This window comes from Thermodesulfatator atlanticus DSM 21156 (assembly GCF_000421585.1).
Classification (GTDB): Bacteria; Desulfobacterota; Thermodesulfobacteria; order Thermodesulfobacteriales; family Thermodesulfatatoraceae; genus Thermodesulfatator; species Thermodesulfatator atlanticus.
This window is the reverse complement of record NZ_ATXH01000007.1, coordinates 36,550-57,323: the sequence shown is the minus strand read 5'-3', so window position 1 is coordinate 57,323 and position 20,774 is coordinate 36,550. Positions and strand designations below refer to the sequence as shown.

Annotated in this window: 19 protein-coding genes and 1 other RNA gene; 19 read left to right on the top strand and 1 reads right to left on the bottom strand. The window is 46.0% G+C overall.

The window, feature by feature from the left end; translation table 11 throughout:
- The first annotated feature begins 83 nt into the window (after positions 1-83).
- From fusA to H528_RS0104265, 11 genes are all read left to right on the top strand, one after another.
- Positions 84-2,153 (top strand): elongation factor G, encoded by a 2,070-nt coding sequence (gene fusA, locus H528_RS0104315; protein ID WP_022853117.1) that lies wholly within the window; start codon positions 84-86, stop codon positions 2,151-2,153.
- Positions 2,153-2,644 carry a MogA/MoaB family molybdenum cofactor biosynthesis protein gene (locus H528_RS0104310; protein WP_022853116.1) on the top strand — a complete coding sequence of 164 codons (492 nt, stop codon included), beginning with the start codon at positions 2,153-2,155 and terminating at the stop codon, positions 2,642-2,644. The genes fusA and H528_RS0104310 overlap by 1 nt, the downstream gene beginning before the upstream one ends.
- Positions 2,645-2,656: 12 nt before the next feature.
- Positions 2,657-3,754, top strand: coding sequence for an ATP-binding protein (locus tag H528_RS12615; RefSeq protein WP_022853115.1), 1,098 nt, complete (start codon positions 2,657-2,659; stop codon positions 3,752-3,754).
- Positions 3,717-4,148 (top strand): universal stress protein, encoded by a 432-nt coding sequence (locus H528_RS0104300; protein ID WP_022853114.1) that lies wholly within the window; start codon positions 3,717-3,719, stop codon positions 4,146-4,148. Before H528_RS12615 ends, H528_RS0104300 begins: the two co-directional genes overlap by 38 nt.
- A gap of 165 nt (positions 4,149-4,313) precedes the next feature.
- The gene (locus H528_RS0104295) at positions 4,314-4,595 is read left to right on the top strand and encodes a DUF1844 domain-containing protein (RefSeq protein WP_022853113.1); all 282 of its coding nucleotides are present in this window, start codon (positions 4,314-4,316) and stop codon (positions 4,593-4,595) included.
- A gap of 261 nt (positions 4,596-4,856) precedes the next feature.
- The gene (ispE, locus tag H528_RS12610) at positions 4,857-5,711 is read left to right on the top strand and encodes a 4-(cytidine 5'-diphospho)-2-C-methyl-D-erythritol kinase (protein ID WP_022853112.1); all 855 of its coding nucleotides are present in this window, start codon (positions 4,857-4,859) and stop codon (positions 5,709-5,711) included.
- Positions 5,701-6,648 carry a ribose-phosphate pyrophosphokinase gene (locus H528_RS0104285; RefSeq protein WP_022853111.1) on the top strand — a complete coding sequence of 316 codons (948 nt, stop codon included), beginning with the start codon at positions 5,701-5,703 and terminating at the stop codon, positions 6,646-6,648. Before ispE ends, H528_RS0104285 begins: the two co-directional genes overlap by 11 nt.
- A gap of 30 nt (positions 6,649-6,678) precedes the next feature.
- Positions 6,679-7,308, top strand: a complete 630-nt coding sequence (locus H528_RS0104280; protein WP_022853110.1) for a 50S ribosomal protein L25/general stress protein Ctc — start codon at positions 6,679-6,681, stop codon at positions 7,306-7,308.
- A 2-nt stretch (positions 7,309-7,310) separates the two neighbouring features.
- On the top strand, positions 7,311-7,874 hold the full coding sequence (pth, locus tag H528_RS0104275) for an aminoacyl-tRNA hydrolase (RefSeq protein WP_022853109.1): 564 nt from the start codon (positions 7,311-7,313) through the stop codon (positions 7,872-7,874).
- 86 nt (positions 7,875-7,960) lie between these two features.
- Positions 7,961-8,452 carry a CarD family transcriptional regulator gene (locus H528_RS0104270; RefSeq protein ID WP_022853108.1) on the top strand — a complete coding sequence of 164 codons (492 nt, stop codon included), beginning with the start codon at positions 7,961-7,963 and terminating at the stop codon, positions 8,450-8,452.
- A 3-nt stretch (positions 8,453-8,455) separates the two neighbouring features.
- Positions 8,456-9,493, top strand: coding sequence for a PIN/TRAM domain-containing protein (locus H528_RS0104265; RefSeq protein WP_022853107.1), 1,038 nt, complete (start codon positions 8,456-8,458; stop codon positions 9,491-9,493).
- Here the strand turns inward: H528_RS0104265 and H528_RS0104260 are convergent.
- Positions 9,490-10,692, bottom strand: coding sequence for a molybdopterin molybdotransferase MoeA (locus tag H528_RS0104260; RefSeq protein ID WP_218969818.1), 1,203 nt, complete (start codon positions 10,690-10,692; stop codon positions 9,490-9,492). The genes H528_RS0104265 and H528_RS0104260 overlap by 4 nt on opposite strands.
- Positions 10,693-10,922: 230 nt before the next feature.
- Between H528_RS0104260 and H528_RS0104255 the strand changes: the two genes are divergently transcribed.
- The 8 genes from H528_RS0104255 to H528_RS0104215 all read left to right on the top strand — a co-directional run bounded on the left by H528_RS0104255 (position 10,923) and on the right by H528_RS0104215 (position 20,749).
- A complete protein-coding gene (locus tag H528_RS0104255; protein WP_022853105.1) occupies positions 10,923-12,221 on the top strand; it encodes an adenylosuccinate synthase in 1,299 nt (432 codons plus the stop codon).
- Positions 12,221-13,615 carry an ATP-binding protein gene (locus H528_RS0104250; RefSeq protein WP_022853104.1) on the top strand — a complete coding sequence of 465 codons (1,395 nt, stop codon included), beginning with the start codon at positions 12,221-12,223 and terminating at the stop codon, positions 13,613-13,615. Before H528_RS0104255 ends, H528_RS0104250 begins: the two co-directional genes overlap by 1 nt.
- On the top strand, positions 13,612-15,852 hold the full coding sequence (locus H528_RS0104245; RefSeq protein ID WP_022853103.1) for an acetyl-CoA carboxylase: 2,241 nt from the start codon (positions 13,612-13,614) through the stop codon (positions 15,850-15,852). Before H528_RS0104250 ends, H528_RS0104245 begins: the two co-directional genes overlap by 4 nt.
- A 5-nt stretch (positions 15,853-15,857) precedes the next feature.
- Positions 15,858-16,514 (top strand): hypothetical protein, encoded by a 657-nt coding sequence (locus H528_RS0104240; RefSeq protein ID WP_022853102.1) that lies wholly within the window; start codon positions 15,858-15,860, stop codon positions 16,512-16,514.
- The gene (locus tag H528_RS12605) at positions 16,502-17,395 is read left to right on the top strand and encodes a biotin--[acetyl-CoA-carboxylase] ligase (protein WP_022853101.1); all 894 of its coding nucleotides are present in this window, start codon (positions 16,502-16,504) and stop codon (positions 17,393-17,395) included. The genes H528_RS0104240 and H528_RS12605 overlap by 13 nt, the downstream gene beginning before the upstream one ends.
- Positions 17,396-17,505: 110 nt before the next feature.
- An RNA gene (rnpB, locus tag H528_RS13980) (RNase P RNA component class A) lies at positions 17,506-17,878 on the top strand.
- A 38-nt stretch (positions 17,879-17,916) separates the two neighbouring features.
- On the top strand, positions 17,917-18,807 hold the full coding sequence (locus H528_RS0104220) for a sulfite exporter TauE/SafE family protein (protein WP_022853100.1): 891 nt from the start codon (positions 17,917-17,919) through the stop codon (positions 18,805-18,807).
- A 109-nt stretch (positions 18,808-18,916) separates the two neighbouring features.
- Positions 18,917-20,749: a triose-phosphate isomerase gene (locus H528_RS0104215; protein WP_022853099.1), complete on the top strand. Its 1,833-nt coding sequence runs from the start codon at positions 18,917-18,919 to the stop codon at positions 20,747-20,749.
- Positions 20,750-20,774 lie beyond the last annotated feature (25 nt).

Genomic DNA, 20,774 nt, shown 5'->3' with positions numbered 1-20,774 from the left:
TTGCTTGACACTTAGATTTAAATTGCGCTAGCCTCTCAAATACGGAAGAATTTTTCTTTCTTTAAAACACAGAAGGAGGGCCTATGGAGACCGCCAAAATTAGAAATTTTGTCTTTCTTTCCCAAAGTGGTGCTGGAAAAACTTCCCTTGCCGAGGCCATGTTGTTCCTTTCTGGTAAGACCAAAAAACTTGGTCGGGTGGATGACGGAAGCTCCATCCTTGACTTTGAGCCTGAGGAAGAAAAGCGCAAGATAACTATTTCCACGGCCTGTCATCATTTTTCCTGGAAAAAACACGAGGTTTTTTTCTTAGACACCCCTGGGGACGACAACTTTAATGCCGAAGCAAAACTTGCCACCTGGGCGGCAGATAATGCGCTCCTGGTGGTGGAAGCCACTTCTCCTGTCAAGGTGCAAACTGAAAAAGTATTTGCCTTTGTAAAAGAGTTTGGTTTGCCCTGTGCGGCCTTTGTAAACAAACTAGACCGTGAGCACGCAGATTTTGACAATGCCTGCGCTGCGCTTGAAGAGCGCCTTGGCATAAGGCCGGTTCCCGTGGCTTACCCTATTGGCAAAGAAGAAAACTTTCGCGGCGTGGTGGATCTTATCGCCATGAAGGCCTTTGAGTTTGAAGATGGTAAGCCCAAGCCCATTGATATTCCTGATGATATTGCCGAAAGGGTCGAAGAATTAAGGGCCAATCTAATCGAATTTGCCGCTGAAAGTGATGACGAACTCCTAGAGAAATTTTTGGAAGAAGGAGAGCTTACTGAAGAAGAAATCGTAAGGGGGCTGAAGCGCGGTATTCTTGAAGGCCGCTTTGTACCGGTATCATGTGGTTCGGCGGCAAAACTTATTGGCATTCAGCCTTTGATGGATCTCATCGTAAACTTTTTGCCTTCGCCTTTAGAACGGGCCGCCTGGGAAGGGGAAACCCCATCAGGGGATCCTGAAGAACGTGAACCAAGTCCTGAGTCCCCGGTTTCCCTCATAGTCTTTAAGACTTTTATGGATCCCTATGCTGGAAGACTTTCTTTTTGTAGGGTGGTCTCCGGGACCCTTCCTGAAGAGGGTCTTCTTTCTAACCCCATCCGCGATGTGAAAGAAAAGTATGCCAACCTCGGCATCCCAGAAGGAAAAGAAATTAGTTCCTGTGCTAAGGCTGTCCCTGGGATGATCTGTGTCATTCCAAAACTTTCCGAGACCAAAACAGGTGATACCTTATGCGATCCTGATGCCCCGATCATATTCCCCATGCCCACTTTACCGCACGCAGTGCTTACTTACGCTTTACACCCCAAGACCCGTGCTGACGAAGAAAAGATTGGTGCAGCCCTTGCCAAGCTTCAGGAAGAAGACCCAAGCCTTGTTATTACGCGCGATGAAGAGAGCCGGGAGATTTTGCTTTCAGGCCTTGGGCAGATCCATATCGAAGCCACCATTGACAAGCTTTCCCGTAAATACGGGGTAAATGTGGAGCTTTCTCTTCCTAAAATTCCTTATCGCGAGACCATTAAAAAGCCCAAGGAAGGGGTTATTTATCGCCATAAAAAACAGACCGGTGGCCGTGGGCAGTTTGCCGAGGTCCACTTTCATATTTACCCGTTACCAAGGGGCCAGGGGTTTGAGTTTGTAGAGACTCTGGTGGGTATGAATGTGCCGCGTAATTTTGTCCCTGCGGTGGAAAAAGGCGTGCGGCAGGCTCTAGAAAAAGGCCCTCTGGCAGGGTATCCCGTGGTTGACGTAAAGGTCCAGTTCTATGATGGCAAGAGCCACGAGGTGGACTCTTCTGATATGGCGTTTATGATTGCAGCTTCCCAGTGTTTTAAAAAGGGTATCCAGGAATGCCAGCCGGTCTTGCTTGAACCCATCATGGAACTTGAGATCGAAGTTCCAGATGAAGTCATGGGAGACGTAATAGGAGACATTAACGCCCGTCGCGGGCGAGTGCTTGGTATGGAGCCAAAGGACGGTAAGCAAATCATAAAGGCCCAGGTCCCCCTTGCAGAAGTGCAACGTTATGCCCTTGATTTGAATGCTATTACAGGTGGTCGTGGTACTTTTCGCATGAAATTCTCCCATTATGAAGAAGCACCCCCACAAGTTGCTGAAAAAATTATTGCCCAGGCCAAAGAAGCTGAGGAGGCAAAATAATGGCTTTTACGGCGGGGGTCTTGACCTTGTCTGACAAAGGTGCCCTGGGAGAAAGAGAAGACACCGCAGGGCCTCTTATCAAAGAGGCCCTGCTAAAGGCTGGTTTTCAGGTGCCTGCTTATCGCATTATTCCTGATGATTACGAAGAAATTTTAGTGGTGTTGGTGGATTGGGTGGATAGAAAAGGCCTTGATCTTATCATTACCACAGGCGGTACCGGGCTTTCCCCAAGGGACGTTACTCCTGAGGCCACCAGGGCGGCCATTGAAAAGGAAGTCCCGGGGATTGCTGAAGCTATAAGGGCTTACGGCATGAAACATACTCCGTATGCCATGTTGAGCAGGGGGATAGCTGGTATCAGAAAGCAAAGCTTAATTATCAATCTTCCAGGAAGCCCGAAGGCTTGTCAGGAATCCATGGAAGTAATATTGCCGGTGCTTAACCATGCCCTTGAAAAGATTAAGGGAAGCACCAAAGAATGTGCACGCTAAAAGAGCCTGTTTATGGTATTTTTTAACAGGGAAAAAGATATAAAACGCTTTAAAGCGGTACTTTCTGGTGAGCCAAACCTGATTCATTTTGTCTACGGACCTATAAACAGTGGCAAAACAGCTTTGCTTATCAAAGTATTTGACGAACTTCCTTCAGAGTATCGGGTCTTTTATATAAACTTCCGTGCCCGGTATATAAGTGAATTTCAGGATTTGCTTAAGGTCCTTTTTGAAGTTCAATTTAGCCGCAGGCGCAAAAAAGCCCGTGAAATCGTAAAAGAATTTTTTAAAGCAGGAACTAAAGCTGTTGAACGCTATAAAGGTATCCCCATTCCCGAAAAAATATTTGATCATATTTTTGCTGATTCACGACGGGTAGATGATGTTTTTCGCTACTTAGAAGATATTTTTGAAGAAACAGTAAAAGCAGGATTACGACCTGTTTTAGTATTAGATGAACTACAACTGATAAAAGAAGTGGTTAATACCTCCGGGAGGCTCGTTTTAAAAGGGCTTTTTAATTTTATGGTACGGGTTACGAAAGAACTCCATCTATGCCATTGTTTGTGTGCCACAAGTGACTGCCTTTTTATTGAAGAAATTTATTTTGATGCCAGACTAGAAGGACGAGCTGAATATCTGCTGGTGGATGACTTGGAAAAGGAAGATGCCTTAAGGGTTTATAAAAACTTTGGTTTTAAAGAAAAAGATCTAATATGGGATTACGTAGGCGGAAAAATTGGTGACATGGTAAGGCTTTTAGAGAAGAAAAAGCAGGGATATAACGAACAAGAAGCTCTCGAACACTTGTTGACTGAAGAGAAGGCGAGGCTTACTTGGCTATTGGGTGGTCTAAAGGAAGAAAATTCTCTCTTATTTGATGAAGTAGAAGAAATTCTGGCTTATTTTGAAGCAAATTTTGTTATGGCCTATGATCCTTTAAAAAGAAAGGCCCTCAGGTTTTTGATTGCTGAAAATGTGTTATTTTATGACCCACTTAAAGGAGAAGTTAGGCCTCAGGGAAAACTTTTGTGGCACGCAATAAAAAACTTTTTGGGAAATGGAGGTTCTCATGTCAGTGGAAATCAAAAAGATCGGGGTGGGGCTTGACGGTTCAGAGGCAAGTTTTAAGGCCTTAAAAGAAGCTCTTGATTTAGCCAAAAAACTTGGCGCAGAAATTGTTGCCCTTCATGTGCTTCCTATCCCTACAGAATTTGCAGATTTAGGGGGCATGTTGGTGGATGTAGAAGCCCAGCTAAGGAATGAAGCTGAGGCTATTCTTGCGCGCGGAGCAGAAGAAGCCAAAAAGAAAGACGTGCCTTATACCGGCGTTATCCTAGAGGGTGATATTGCAGAAAGCATGGCAAATTATGCCGCGGATAAAGGCCTTGATTTGCTAGTTGTGGGGTACCAGGGTAAATCCAAGCTTTCAGAGCTTATTATGGGAAGTGTGACTTCTAGATTGTTAGGCATTTCCAAAGTTCCCGTTTTAGTTATTAAATAGAGACCTTTACAAAATTGCCAGGAGAGGGATCCGTTCCCATTTTTCGGACGAAAAGTGGGAACGGATCGCCTTGAAAAAAAATTCTTTTTTGCAAAGGGCGCGATAAAAGATTTCATCTTATACTTCTGAAAAAGTTTTAAATCTGTTTTAAGGAGAAAAATCTTTATGGTTGAGGAAAAAGAAAAAAGAGAGGATCTGCCGCCGGTAAATTTTAGTATGTTTATTCTTTCGCTAAATACCTCGGCGTTGGTGCACTTAGGAGAGCTGCCAGATCCTCATTCCCAGCAAAAGAAAAAAGACCTTGCCCTTGCACGCCAAACCATAGACATCCTTGATATGCTCAAAGAAAAAACCCGTGGCAATTTGACACGGGAGGAAGAAAAGCTCCTCGATACCATTCTCTACGAACTCCGTATGATTTATCTCAGGGTAAGTGGTGGAAAATAGTCATGAGACCTTTGCAAAGGTGTTCGGCAAAGGTTTTTCATATCGCTTGACGAAAGAACGCCCCTTAGCCACTAGAGACAGCACCCTTGGCTTATTTCTTTTCCGGTCTTCTAGCGATGATCAGGGTGAGGTGTTATTGTAAGCATGCCCATTTTGGCTCATTTGCGGGCGTCCTTCTTTTTATTAGTCATTGCGAGCGAACGTAGTGAGCGGAGCAATCTCAAGGAGCCAGGGGAGCTTGCCTGAATACAGTCGTGAAAAATGACGGTATTTGCGCCTTGCAAAATAAATTTGGTTTTAAAGATACTTTTTCGTCGTGAAGATGGTTATCACGAGCTTTATACCATTTTTCAAAAGATAACATTTGGCGACGAATTAACCTTTAATTTTGTTTCAGAGGGCTTGAGTTTAGAAGTAAATGGCGAAAGTGTTCCCACTGACGACACCAATCTATGTGTCAAAGCTGCGCGTCTTTATGCTAAAGAAGCAGGACTTTCCTTTGGGTTGCATATTCAGCTAAAGAAAAATGTTCCGCCAGGTGCAGGCCTTGGGGGAGGAAGCAGTGATGCTGCCGCAGTGCTTAGCTTTTTAAATAGGCACTTTAAGGCTTTTACTCAGGAAAGATTACTAATTCTTGGCAAAAAACTAGGAGCTGATGTTGCTTTTTTCCTGGTACCATATAGTACAGCCCTTGCCCGAGGAATAGGAGAAAAACTTTTTCCTTGGAAGACCCATGAAGCGTGGTATGTAATACTCTTGCCTCGTGTTAATATTTCTACTAAATGGGCATATGAAAATTTAAGGTTGACAACTTGCCAACCACCACCTAATTATGTGCCGGACCAGCCCTTGTGGGAACAGGGGCTAGTTAATGATTTTGAAGCCCTGGTTTTTAAACATTTTCCAGGGCTTAAGCTTTTAAAAGAAAGGCTTTTGGAAGAAGGGGCCAAGGCCGCGCTTCTCAGCGGGAGCGGGGCTGCGGTCTTTGGTGTGTTTGAAAAAAGGCAAATGGCTGAAAAAGCTTTAAAAAACATTGAACGAGACGATATCAAAAAGAAGATATTGGCAAGAAATTATATCCCCGGGGGCAAGGAGGAGCGGGAAAATGTTTCTTAACCACTTAAAAATTTTTACCGGGAATGCCAACCCAGAGCTTGCGAAAAAAATTTCAGCTTATCTTAGCATCCCTTTGGGGCAGGCAGTTGTTAAGACCTTTAGTGATGGTGAGATTTACGTAGAAATTAAAGAAAACGTGCGTGGTTCTGATGCCTTTGTGATTCAGCCCACGTGTCCTCCGGTAAATGATAACCTTATGGAACTTCTGATCATGGTTGATGCCCTAAGGCGTGCTTCGGCCAGGCGAATCACCGCGGTGATCCCCTATTACGGCTACGCTCGCCAGGATCGCAAAGTTATTCCGCGCACCCCTATTACCGCAAAACTCGTGGCAAACCTTATCACCGTGGCCGGGGCAAGAAGAGTGCTTACTATTGACCTTCACGCTGGCCAAATACAGGGGTTCTTTGATATTCCAGTTGATCATCTCTATGCGGCGCCAGTACTTATCCGTTACCTGAAAGAAGAATTTCGCGGTAAAGACCTGGTTATTGTCTCTCCTGACGCCGGAGGTGTTGAAAGGGCTAGGGCTTATGCCAAAAGGCTTGAAGCAGGCCTTGCTATTATTGATAAAAGACGCTTGCGTCCCAACGAAAGCGAAGTAATGAACGTGGTGGGTGATGTCAAAGGAAAGATAGCTATAATCCTTGATGACATGATCGACACTGCAGGGACTATGTGTAAGGCTGCCGAGGCCCTTAGTGAACGCGGAGCCAAAGAAGTACACGGTATGGCAACCCATCCCGTACTCTCAGGGCCAGCCCTTGAACGTATCAAAAAATCTCCTATGAAAACAGTAGTTGTTACAGACACCATTCCTTTGCGCGAAGAGGCCAAAAAACTCAAAAAGATCAAAGTTTTGTCCGTAGCAGAACTTTTAGGAGAAGCTATACGGAGGATCCATCACGATGATTCCGTGAGCTCTCTTTTCGTATAGAATTTTGAATGTAACAAGGAGGAGATCTAAATGAAAACTATCGAGCTAGCAGTTAAAGTAAGAGATAAAACAGGCAAAGGTGTGGCGCGCAAACTAAGGGCCGCAGGGCTTGTTCCGGGGATACTTTATGGTCCAGGAAGCGAGCCCACTCCTTTGGCGGTAAGGCTTAGTGATTTAAAGCGTTATCTTTATCGCTATCGTGATGAGCAGCTTCTTTTTGATTTAACCCTTGAGAATAACGGTTCTACCACGAAAAAAATGGCCCTGGTAAAAGAGCTACAATATCATCCTGTTACAGACGAGATAATTCACGTTGACTTTTACGAAATTTCTATGGAGCGCGAGGTTGAGGTAGAAGTTCCCATTGAACTTGTGGGCAAGGCCAAGGGGGTGGAAGCTGGCGGTCACTTACAGCAGCTCCTTCAAACCATGACGGTGGCATGCTTACCTGGAGCTATCCCTGATAAGATCGAAGTTGACGTTTCTGACCTTGATATCGGCGACGTTATCCACGTTCGCGATCTTACTCCACCTGAAGGGGTTCGCTATCTCGATAGTCCTGACGAGCCTATTGTTACCATCCTTGAGCCTGCGGGAGAAGAAATTGCTGCCGAGGGCGAAGAAGAAGCCGCAGCCGAAGAAACTGAAACTACCGAATAAAAGTGGGCAAATATTCGTGGCTATGGGTGGGCCTCGGGAATCCGGGGCCCAAATATCGCTACACCCGGCATAATTTTGGCTTTTTGGTGCTGGATTTTTTTGCCCAAAAGAAGGGCCTATCTTTTGCCCCAGGGCCTTTTCAAAGTGAAATCTGCCCGTATAAAGACGTCTTATTAGTCAAGCCCCAGACTTTTATGAATCTCTCAGGAGAAGCTGTTTCTCCCTGGGTGCGCAAGCTTTACTTAAAGCCAGAGCAAGTGCTTGTGATTCATGACGATTTAGATTTGCCCCTTGGGCGTATTAAATTTGTTCCCAAGGGAGGCGCCGGTGGACATCGAGGGGTAAAATCCATTATTGACGCCTTAGGAACCAAAGATTTCCCGCGCCTAAAATTAGGCATTGGGCGCCCTGCTCCCGGACAGGAAGTGAAAGACTATGTTCTTGAGCGCTTTTCCACGGATGAATGGCCTACGGTGGAATCTATTTTAGAAAAAACCTCTGAAGCGCTTGATTTTTTGTTAGAAAATGGCCTTCTGAAGACCATGAGCATTTATAATCGTGCCTGATCTCATTCCATTCCTTGTTCGTTTCGTTCACAAAACCGTCTTTTAATGGTAAAATTTGATAAATATTTTATGGCGGGGGGTTTGCCATGTTCAGTGTAGGAGACATGGCCGTTTATCCTGCTCATGGCGTAGGGGTCATTGAGGCAGAGGAAAAAAAGGTCATCGGAGGGGTTGAAAAAATTTTTTATGTCATGCGCATTCTTGATAACGACATGACGGTCCTGATTCCTAAAGATAACATCGATCGCATTGGATTAAGAAACATTATCTCCAAAGACGAAGCGGAAAAAGTTTACGGTATTTTGAGTGAGAAGGAAGTCACCTTTAACAACCAAACCTGGAACAGACGTTATCGCGAGTACATGGAAAAGATTAAAAGTGGTTCTATTTTTGAGTTGGCTCAGGTACTTAGGGATCTTCATATCATCAGCCATGATAAACAGCTTTCTTTTGGTGAGCGCCGTATGCTTGAGACCGCCAAAAACCTTTTAATCAAAGAACTTTCTCTGGCAGAAGGTAAAAGTGAAACGGAAATAGAAGCCAAGATAAACGATCTTCTCTCAAATAACGGAGGATAGTGGGTGCTGAAAAAGCTTCTGGTGGTAGGGCTTTTCTTAGTTTGTGCCTTCCTAGGTTTTTTTGCCTTCAAGAACCTCCCATATGCCCACCAATATAAATGGTTTCCTTACTTGGGCATCTTGGTGGGTTTTGGCATAGCGGGTCTTGCTATCTTCATCGAACAGGTATTTAGAAAAGTTCCACTTCCGGTGATAATTGGCGGCACTGTCGGCCTTTTTTTAGGTCTTGGTTTGGCACGGTTACTTTCCCTTGTTTTCGAACAACTCAATACCGGACTATTCAGCGCTTTTCTTTATGGCCTTCTTTCGGTTTTCTTTGGCTATATTGGTTTGGTGCTTGGAGGGCGTAAGTTTCAAGAAATTCGCATGCCTGATTCGGTTTCAAATGCGGTCTCTTTTGTTTCAAAGCGCTTTCCTAAACGGGAATGCCCAAAAGTAGTAGATACAAGCGCCATAATTGATGGCCGTTTGGCAGATTTATGCGAAACCGGCTGGGTAGATGGCCCACTAATCATACCTTCTTTTGTTTTAGCGGAGCTTCAACACATAGCCGACAGCACCGACCCCCACAAACGTGCCCGTGGGCGCAGAGGCCTTGATACCCTTCAGCGTATTCAGGAGGCTGGCACGGTAGAAGTGCGCATAGTGGAGCAAGATTTCCCTGAAATCAAAGAAATAGACGACAAGCTCGTTGAGCTTTGCCGTGAAATAGGCGCTAAACTGATTACCACGGACTATAACCTTAACAAGATAGCGAGGCTTAAAGGTGTGCCAGTGCTCAACATCAATGAACTTGCCCTTGCGCTTAAGCCCATTGTTACTCCTGGAGAAACCCTGAAGATAACTCTGGTCAAAGAAGGAAAAGAAAAACACCAGGGGGTGGGCTACCTTGATGATGGCACCATGGTGGTGGTGGAAAACGCAAGGGATCTCATTGGTAACGAAGTAGAAATCGTAGTAACAAGCCTTTTGCAGACCCCTGCTGGGCGCATTATTTTCGGGAAATTAAAAGAAGCCAACGCTAAAAAAGCAGTAGCTTAAGGAAGCAAGAAAACTTCTGCGAGCTCTCCCTCATAAATTCCTTCAGAGCTTTCAGGAATACGCAAAAATCCGTCGGCTTCAGCCATAGAGGAAATTAAGCCTGACTTTTTAAATATGGGGGTGGCGGTAAAGCCCTTTTCAAAGGGAGTCAACTTTACGCGGATATAGTCTTCTCGGCCAGGGGCAGAGGGGATATTTCTTTCGGCATAGGCCAAAATCTTTTTAAGAAAAAGATGTTTTTCGTTAGCTCCTTGAAGATGCAGTAGAAGCGGCCTAACCATCAAATAAAAAATGAGAAGAGCACTTGCCACTTGCCCGGGGAGGCCAAAAATAGCTTTTTCTTGGACCTTTCCAAGGATGGTAGGCTTTCCGGGTTTAACTGCTACGCCATGGCAGATAAGTTGGGCTCCAGGTAGTTGAGAAATGGCCTTAAGGGTATAGTCCCTGGTCCCAACAGAAGAACCCCCTGAGATTAAGACCACGTCGTTTTCTTCAAAAGCGACCTTTAATCTTTCGAAGAGTTCTTCTGCTACATCAGGAACAATGCCGTAGATCTTTGGTTCTCCGCCTGCTTCTTTGATAGCCGCAAAAAGGGAATAGGAGTTAATGTCTCGAATTTTTCCTGGTTCTATTGGTTTTTCAGGTGGGATAAGCTCATCTCCCGTGGATAGAATCGCGACACGGGGTTTTTTCCTTACAGGGATGTTAGTTATGCCGAGTCCTGCCATTACCCCGATGACCGCAGGGGTAATTTTGGTTCCCCTGGCAAAAACAATTTGTCCTTTTTTAAAGTCTTCACCCTGCTGGATAATGTTTTCATAAGGAGCTACGGGTTTTTTTATTTCCACTAGCCCAAGGTTTTCTTCGGTGTATTCCACCATGACCACAGCGTCTGCGCCTTCTGGGAGCATGCCTCCTGTGGCAATGCGTGCGGCTTCTCCAGGGTGTAAGGAAAAACGCGGTTTCTCCCCCATCAAAATTTCGCCGATGACTTTAAGAATAACGGGCTCGGTTTCCCTGGCACCAAAGGTGTCCTTGGCAGATACAGCGTAGCCATCCATGGTGGCCCGAGAAAAAGGAGGTAAATCTTCTGGAGAAGATAAATCTTCAGCAAGAAAGCGCCCCAAAGCTTCTAGAAGAAAGACTCTTTCTTTGGGCAGGGACTCAAATTGCTTTATTTCGCTAAGAACTTCACTCACTTTTTTAACCTTGAAAAATTCATGCATACCAGACTATTAATACGAATCTAAAATTCTTTCCAGAGTTGCTGTTTTTTTTTAAGGCAGAGACTGCTTCGCGCTTGCGACGCTTATAATGACTTTACGTAAATACCTTATGTTTTTTTCAGCGAAAACAAAGTTCGAAAAAAATTTGACTTTTTCGCTCCTGTTAAGTATTTTCCTGCCCGGAATAGTAAAAGGGGGATACTATGGCCTCAGTTGTAATAGTCGGTACCCAATGGGGGGATGAAGGAAAGGGTAAAATTGTTGATCTCCTTACCCAGGATGCAGATGTCATCGTGCGTTTTCAGGGTGGGAATAACGCCGGGCATACCATTATGTTTGACGGCAAAAAGTTTATCCTTCATCTTATTCCCTCGGGCATCTTTCATGAGAACAAAAAGTGCCTTATAGGAAACGGGGTTGTTATTGATCCCTCAGTTCTTCTTGAAGAAATCGACAACCTTGAAAAAAATGGCATCCCGGTAAAGCCAGGGCGTTTGCTCATCAGTGAACGCGCCCACTTGATAATGCCCTACCATAAAGCCATAGACCACGGTCGTGAGGCCAAGCGCGGAAAAACTAAGATTGGTACTACCGGCAGGGGCATTGGCCCATGTTATGAAGATAAAATTGCCCGTCGCGGCATAAAAGTAGGCGATCTCCTTGATGAGGCCCTTTTCCGGGAAAAACTTTCAGAAATCCTTGAAGAAAAGAATTTTTACCTGGAAAAATATCTTTCCTGTGAGCCTCTTTCATTTGATGAAATATTCGATGCGTATCTCCGCATGGGTGAAAGGCTTGCCCCCTACGTAACTAACGTTTCCGTTGAGCTTGAAATAGCCAGGGGCCAAGGGGCAAAGATCCTCTTTGAAGGGGCCCAAGGAACACAGCTAGACATTGACCACGGCACTTATCCTTTTGTTACTTCTTCAAACACCGTAGCTGGCGGGGCTTGTCATGGGGCAGGAGTAGGGCCCACCACCATCGATTTTGTTATGGGGATTTGTAAGGCTTACACCACAAGAGTTGGCGGGGGGCCGTTTCCCACCGAACTCTCAGACGAAATCGGTCTTCACATGCGGGAAAAAGGTGCAGAATTTGGTTCCACTACCGGAAGACCTAGGCGTTGTGGCTGGCTTGACGGTGTTGTCTTGAAGGAAGCGGTGCGGTTAAACGGGCTTTCAGGTCTTGCCATCACCAAGCTCGACGTGCTTTCTGGCCTTAATCCCCTTAAAGTCTGCGTGGCTTATGAGCTTGACGGCAAGCGCCTTGAAGTAATCCCCGGAAACATCAAAGAATTCAGCAGTCTTAAGCCTATTTATGAAGAGCTTCCTGGTTGGCAGGAAGATATTTCTCAGGTAAAAGACATAGGAGAACTCCCTGAAAATTGCAAAAACTATCTCAGGTTCATTGAAGACTTTGCCGGGGTTCCCATTGATATAGTTTCTCTCGGCCCTGTGAGAGATCAAACAATAGTTTTGCGAAATCCTTTTAAAGGATCGTAATGAAAGAACGCGTCCTTATAGCAAACAGGGGTGAAATTGCCCTACGCATAATGGAAGCTTGTGAGATTCTGGGAATGGATTATGTGGCGGTCTATGCCCCAGGAGACGAACAGAGCCTTCACGTCAAAATTCCTAAAAAGAAAGGCAAGCCCTGCTACCGGATTTCAAGCTACCGCGATGCTAACGATATTTTGGCAGTTGCTGACGAGGCCAAATGTACCGCTATCCATCCCGGATATGGTTTTTTCTCTGAGGATTTCCGTTTTGCAAGGCGCGTGGTAAAGCGCAATAATCCTCTTATCTTCATTGGCCCTCGCTGGGAAGTTATCAGGGATCTCGGCCACAAGCTTATGGCCAAAAAAGTTGCCCACGACATCGGGGTTCCGGTCATTCCCGGGACAATTCATCCCATTTACAACGAAATAGAAGCAGAAGCCAAAGCGGAAGAGCTTTTCCTGTGGCAGGAAGAACAGGGCCTTGAACCGCGCATCCTTATCAAAGCTGCAGCTGGCGGCGGTGGCATGGGAATCGAAGAAATAGACGATCTTGACATGGTGCGTCCTGTCTTTCGCCGCATCAGGGCTTATGCCAAACGGCTTTTTGGTGACGACGGCGTTCTGATTGAAGTTTGTATTAGAGATTACCACCACATTGAACTCCAGGTGCTTGGGAACCAATTTGGCGAATTAGTGCACTTTGGCTCGCGGAACTGCACGATTCAGGTCCACCGTCAGAAGCGCATTGAAGTTGCCCCGGGTTTTGACCCTTCATATACTTCTTATCCCTTTGACGCCCAGAAAGTCCTTGACGGCATTGTCAAGCATTCCCTTAAGCTCGCTTCCCATGTAGGTTACGACAACGTCGGCACCTGGGAGTGGCTGGTTACCCGGGACGGCAAGTATTACTTCATGGAGGTAAACACCCGCATCCAGGTTGAAAACGAAATCTCTGCCCGGGTGAGCAGGATTAAAGGCAAGGAGCCCAATCTTTTGGTTGAGCAAATGCGAGCCGCTTTTGGCGAAAAGCTTGGTTATTCTCAGAAAGACATTTCCTTTGAAGGAACAAGTATTGAATTTCGCCTTATTGCTGAAGATTTTCGCCGGGGTTTTAAACCCCTTTCCGGCACCATTACCCGTTTTTCTTATCCCTCTTATGATTGGTTGAGGGTGCGTACTCATGTGCCTCAGGACGAACCCTATCGCATCCCTACCGAGTTTGACCCAAACCTTGCACTGGGTATTGTATGGGGGAAAGATTCTTTTCAGGCTGAAGAAAGGGGCTTTGAGTTTTTAAATGCGCTTGTTATTGAGGGAGAGACTCCTAAAGGCGAGCCTCTTATCACCAATATCGAATATTTAAAACAAAAATTGCCAGAAATTTTGAAATTTCTATGAGAGAACTTCATCGCTATTTAAACGATTTGATTACCAAGGTCCAGTACCTCCAGGACATAAAAGGCGAGGACTGGGAAAACATTAATGACATCCTTTCAGAACTTACGGAAATAAAAGAAAATTTCTATCAGATAGGCGAAAAAAAATGTTATGATCGCCTGCAAGCCATTGACAATCGCCTGGAAATTCTTGAAGAAGAGGCCGATAAAGCCCTTACTCCTTATGAAATCGTAAAAATAGTCCGTAACCCTCAGCGTTTTACCCTTCTTGATATCCTGGAAAACGTCTATGATTCATTTACCGAGCTTGGTGGCGAGGGAGAGATTAACGTTGACCCGGCGGTTATTTGTGCCCGGGCTATGATCTCGCGCCGGGTAGGGGATAAGGTCTATCTTCATCAAGTCATTGTGATCGGTCACGAAAAGGGCCACGGCGAAGAGTTTCGAAACGGCGGTAGCGCTAAGCCCTGGGGGAACGAAAAGGCCTTGCGCTACATGCGGGTGGCAGAAACCGAAGGAATTCCTATCCATTTTTATGTTTTTACTCCAGGAGCTTATCCCATTGAGGACTATCCTGGGGCTGCCCAGCAGATTGCCCGCAACCTTTATTTTATGAGCAAGCTCAAAGTGCCTACAGTGGCCTTTATTTCAGAGGGCGGCTCAGGAGGGGCAGAGGCCATAGCCCTTGCCGATGTCCGGCTCATGGCCCAGTATGGCTACTATTCGGTGATAAGCCCTGAAGGAGCAGCGGCTATCGAAGGAAAGCTTAGAGAAGGCGAACGCCCTCCGCGGGAGTTGGTAGAATTTTGCGCTAAACAGCTCAAAATTACCGCTCAGGACAATTTGCGTCTGGGGACCATCGATAGAATCGTCCCTGAACCTGTACTTGGTGCGCGGCGCAATGATTATCAGTTCTTTAAGCGCTTACGCTACGAAATGATTCGTGCTACCGACGAAGCCGTACTGCGCACCAAAAGTCTTAGAGCCTTTCGAAGTTACGCCTTAAAACGCAAAAGCGAAGAAGAAAATCCCCCTGAGGAGTTTGACGTTCACGTACGCTGGGAGCTCTCTGATGTTGAAATAGAAAAACTCCTTGACTTGCGCTCAAAGAAGTATCGTGAGATTAGCCGCCAGGTATTAAAGCTTAAAAAATCTTCCCTTAAAAACTACGTTGAAAAAGGCCAGGACCTTGGTCTCCGCCTTTATCATGATCTTCGCTACGGTTTTCTTAAGCAAAGCCAGAAAATGATTCAACGTGTTATGGAAGATATTTCAGGCGAAGGCCAGGCCTTTCTCAAGCAGCTAACCGAGCCCCTTAAAACCGCCTATGATCTTTTAGGCACCAGGCCACGGCGCGGGCGAGTTAAACCCGTAGTGGAAGAACAAACCCTTGAAGATATTTCCGAGCTTTATGTAAGCCCGCTTGCCCTTGAAGATAGAACCGTTACCTGCCCGAACGCTGAGACCCACGGTTGCCCTGATATCTGGGTGCCAGACTTATACGGTGAATTCTGTGGGGTTTGCCCTACCTGTGGTTATCACTTTCCCCTTGAGTATCAGTGGTATCTCAGCAATATTTTCGATGCCAATAGCATCAAGGAATTTAACGAGCATATTGCTTCGGTAAATCCGCTTGGTTTTGAAGGCTATGATAAAAAGCTTGCCCTTGCCAAGAAAAAGACCGGGCGAAACTCTGCCATGATAACCTTTCAGGCCAAGATAGGCGGAATATCTTTAATCGTGGCCATGCTTATTGCGGATTTTCGCCAGGGGACCGTGGGCGTGGCAGAGGGTGAGAAGTTTATCCAGGCCTGTGACCGGGCCCGTATTACCAAGCGTCCTTTTCTAGCCTTCATCCACACCACTGGAGGCATCAGAATCCATGAAGGCACTCTTGGCGTGATCCAGATGCCGCGGTGTACCGTGGCGGTGCGGGAATATATCGACGAAGGCGGGCTTTATCTCGTGGTTTATGATAACAATTCCTATGCCGGGCCGGTGGCAAGTTTTCTTGGTTGCTCTCCGTATCAATTTGCCATTCGTTCTACACGCCTTGGTTTTGCCGGTCCAAGAGTTATCCGTGAAACCACCGGTGAAGACATTCCTCCTGATTATCACAGTGCCGAAAACGCGCTGCGACGTGGACATATTCAGGGGATCTGGGACAGACGTGAAGTGCGCAAAAAGCTCTATGAAGCCCTCCTTACCATGGGAGGCAAAAATCTTTACTACCGTTAAAGGCTATGGGTTTTGATAATCAAAAAATAAACGAACTTTTGCGGAATTTTAAGGCCAATCCTTATCGCATTTTTGTGGTGAGAGCCCCGCATACGGGCTATATCAAGGAGTTTCTGGTAAAAGAGGGCGATGAGGTTAAAGGCCCACGGGGCAAATGGCTTGAAAAGCCGGGGACTCCGCTTTTTGTGCTTGAGCGGGAGAGAAACCCCAAAACGATCAGGGCCAAGGCCGGGGGCGAGGTCTCTAAGATAAACTACGATCTTTTGGGCAAGTTTGTTGAGGCCTTTCAACCTGTGCTTGAAATCAAGCATGCCTATAGTCAGAAGGAAATTATTGCAGAATTATTGCGTGAGGCGTTGCACATCATTACGGCGCCTGAGAAGGCTCGCTATTTTTTAAGTCCTGAGCTTGCCAAAAGGATAGAAAAAGAAGGTGAAGGCCGCGTGGTGGTTAAACCAGGGGATGAGCTTGCCATCATGTACTTCATGAAACGTGAGACCCCGATTTATCACGAAGGCTCACCCATGGTGGTCTTCCGGGTATTTTTTTCCCGGGGGCAGATGGTTGAGCAGGGCGAGCCACTTTTTGGCTTGTGTCACGAAGAAGAACGCCCTTACATTGAAAAGCTTATTGCCCGCGTTAAAGAAGAATGGCCCAACTGAAAAGGCTTTTCTCCCTTGAGTCCCAGATCTCTCAGGGGATAACCAGAGAGCTTTTAAATCTTTCCTTTCATCCGTTGTATTCCTTTATCCCTTCAGATGAGATTTTGCGTCGCGGCGCGGAAATTGCCCAGCAGATATACTGTTTTGAAAAACTTCCTCGGGCAATGGATTTTTTGCGCAAAAGGCTTGGAGAATCTAAAAAATTTAAAAACGGCACTGTGGCCATCGCCCTTGAGATGACAGGGGCTAAAGGGCGCTTTACCAGGAGTTGGTTTGCCCCTCGGGGAGGCCTCTGGCTTTCTATGGCGGTTTACGATTCTTTTTTGCCTGAGACAAGGGGTTGGCTTCCCATCCTTGTTGGCTTTTCTCTGGTTGAGACGGTGGCTTCTTTTGGCGTGCCTGCCAGGCAAAAATGGGTTAACGACCTTTTATTTCAGGGGAAAAAACTTGCCGGGGTTTTGGTTGAGCAAGAAGTACAGGTTTCCCATGAACGCTGGTTTCTTATAGGGGTAGGGCTAAATGTGAATAATTTTTTGTTACCAGGCCTTGCGGGCATTTCCCTAAAAGAATGCCTGGGAAAAGAACTTTCTCTTGCCGAGGTGGCGGCGTGTTTTTTAGCCCATTTGCGCAAATACTACGGCCTGCTTCTCGCTTATGAAAAGAGATTTTTGCAGGAAGAAGACATCCCGAATCCTTTCCCAGCTCTTTTTTACGAATTTTCAGACACCATTGGCCGTTACGTGGCTTTTGCTGAGGATATTACCCAGGGGGAAGAAGGCAGAGGCCTTGTAAAAGAGATTGATCCTCGGGGAAGGTTGATAATTACTACTTCTTCGGGGGAGGAAATAATTCTTTCTTCCGGAGAGATTCTTTATATCTAGTTACCTGCTCACGAAAAGGATTCACCAATCGAACGGCATTTTGCAAAGGGTTCTAATGATCCTTGCTGCCGAGGCATTTGAAATAAAAAATTTTTTGCTTAAATTTAAGTATGGGCCGGTCGGTGGTCGCCGGAGGGCATTAGCCCTTCGGAGGAAAGTCCGAGCTCCACAGGGCAGGGTGCCGGGTAACGCCCGGAGGGGGTAACCCCTGGAAAGTGCCACAGAAAACAGACCGCCTTGGCTACTTTTTAGTAGCCAGGGTAAGGGTGAAAAGGTGGGGTAAGAGCCCACCGCCTCTCCTGGTAACAGGAGAGGGCACGGCAAACCCCACCCGGAGAAAGGCCATATAGGGGAGCGCTTGAGGGTGGCCCGCCCGAAGCTCCCGGGTAGGCCGCTTGAGCGGTTGGGTAACCAACCGCCTAGAGGAATGACCACCACCCGCTTTGCAGGGGACAGAACTCGGCTTATGGCCGGCCCATTTTTTGTTTATCTTCCTCCCCAAAGTTTGCTAATTTATCCTTATGCTAAAGGTTACTTTCCCGGTATCAGGCGTTAAGACTTATCTTTTTCTGCCACCTCTTGTTTCTTTTGTTTTGGCCTATTTTGGTGCTATGGCAGGGGTTACCGGAGCTTTTTTGCTTTTACCTTTTCAGATGAGTGTCCTGGGATATACCTCTCCTTCTGTTTCGGCGACAAACCTTTTGTATAATCTTTTTACCATCCCTCCCATTGTTATAAGCTATGCCCGTGATGGAAGGCTCAATTGGCCTCTTGCCCTTTGTATCTCAGCAGGAAGCAGTCTTGGAATCGGTGGAGGATATTTGTTAAGGATTCATTATTTAGAAGATCCCGCGCGTTTTAAACCTTTTGCAGGTTTGGTGCTTCTTTACCTTGCCTTTCGTTTAGGAAAAGATCTTTTGTCAGGAAAAAAAAGAAAAACGCCTCCGCAAAAAGCCGTCATCAAATACGAAGAATTAAGTCTTAAGCAGGCGCGATTTTCCTTTGCCGGGCAAAAACACAGGTTTTCGCCGATTACGGTTTTTATAGTTTCTTTCGCAGTGGGCATCGTTGGGGGAGCCTACGGCATCGGAGGCGGTGCTATCATGGCCCCTTATTGCCTTAGCGTTTTGAAACTTCCTGTTTATACGGTGGCGGGGGCAACTCTTTTAGGAACCTTAGTTTCTTCTATAGCAGGGGTGCTTTTTTATTCTTTTGGTCCTGCTGCTAAGGGAATTCTTACCAGGCCAGATTTCTTACTGGGCGCCCTGTTTGGTCTTGGTGGAATGCTTGGTGGTTTTTTAGGCGCCCGCAGCCAAAAATTCATTCCTGAAAGACCTATCAAAGCCGGACTCTTTCTGGTGGTTCTTTTAATTGCCCTTAAGTATCTTTTGGTTTTAATTAATATTTTTTAGGACTAACTCCTAATTACCCCTTTTGCAAACGAAAATTCCGTGTTATGAAGGGATAGGTCACAGCGAAGCGGTAAGTTTTTTCCCACACTTTTTCTGTAAGGAGGTTGTTATGCCTAAATGGAATCCTGAAAGAAGATTACTTGACCATGAGCATACAAAGTTTTGGCAACATAGGCTTCAAGATGTTGATGAGCCCAATTTAATGAAAGAAATTTTCCCTTATGACGATGTTCCCCTGGTAGATTTTGACCACAAATATGTCATGCCTATGCCTCCCAAAGAGATCTGGATAACTGATACCACTTTTCGTGATGGTCAACAGGCCCGCCCTCCCTATACCGTTGACCAGATAGTTACCCTTTTTGATTTTCTCCATAAGTTAGGCGGCCCAAATGGAGTTATTCGTCAGTCTGAATTTTTCCTATATACCCAGAAAGACAAAAAGGCCGTGGAAAAATGCCTTGAACGCGGATATCGCTACCCTGAAATAACCGGCTGGATTCGCGCTAAGGCAGAAGATTTAAAACTTGTCAGGGAAATGGGCCTAAAAGAAACCGGCATCCTTACTTCCTGTTCTGATTACCACATTTTTTTAAAGCTTAAAAAAGACCGCCGTCAGGCCCTAAATGACTATCTTGCCATTGTCAAAGCAGCCCTTGAAGAAGGCATTATTCCCAGGTGCCATTTCGAAGACGTAACCAGGGCTGATATTTATGGTTTTGTAATTCCCTTTGCCATTGAACTTATGAAACTCCGGGAAGATTCAGGTATCGATATCAAAATCAGGCTTTGTGATACCTTAGGCGTTGGTGTTCCTTACCCTGGTGCGGCACTTCCAAGAAGTGTCCCCAAGCTTATACGGGCCCTGGTCGAAGAAGCAGGAGTTCCCTCTGAGCTCCTTGAATGGCATGGTCATAACGATTTTTACAAGGCGGTAATAAATGCCACCACGGCCTGGCTTTACGGATGTGCTGCGGTGAACACCACCCTTTTGGGATATGGCGAAAGAACAGGCAACACCCCTCTTGAGGCCATGATTTTTGAGTACATTAGTTTACGAGGAACCCACAACGGCGTTGATACCACCGTGATCACCGATGTGGCAGAATACTATCGCCGTGAACTGGGTGATAAGATTCCTGCCAACCAGCCTTTTGTTGGGTCTGAATTTAACGCAACCAAAGCCGGCATTCACATTGACGGAATTCTTAAGAACGAAGAAATATACAACGCCTTTGATACCAAAAAGCTCCTCAAAAGACCCATCGGGATCATCATCACTGATAAAAGCGGCACTGCAGGCATTGCTTACTGGATTAATACCCATTTTGGCCTTGAAGGTGAAAAGCAAATAGACAAAAAGCATCCTGGCGTGGCCAAAATTTACAAGCAAATTATCAAACAATTCGAAGCCGGGCGCATTACCCCGATTTCAAATGAAGAAATGATGCACCTGGTGAGAAAGTATATCCCCGAGCTTTTTGTCTCTGAGCTTGAACGCATGAAAGAAAAAGCCTCTAAGCTTCTGGTAGAGCTTGTGGAAAAATTGGCCGAACGCCCAGAGATTCGTTCCCTTGATCCTGAAAAGATCGTACCAGTGCTCAGAGAAGTTATCGAAGAGCATCCGTATATACAATTTGTTTACGTGGTAAACCAGGAAGGAAAACGCATCACACCACTGGTAACCCATATCGAAGACAAGGCCCGCTATGAGCACCTCTTAAAAGACGAAGATTATTCAGATCGCCCCTGGTTTATTGAGCCCTTCAAAACCGGTAAGGTTTACGTGACAGACTTTTACTCTTCAAAAGTAACCGGTGCCCTTTGTCTTACCGTTGCCGCCCCTATCAGGAATAAATACGAGGAAGTTGTAGGCGTCTTGGGCATGGATATCCGCTTTGAAGACCTTCTCAAGATGGAAGACGAAGAAGAAAACGAATAGTTCTATGCAGGGCGGAGCCCGCCCT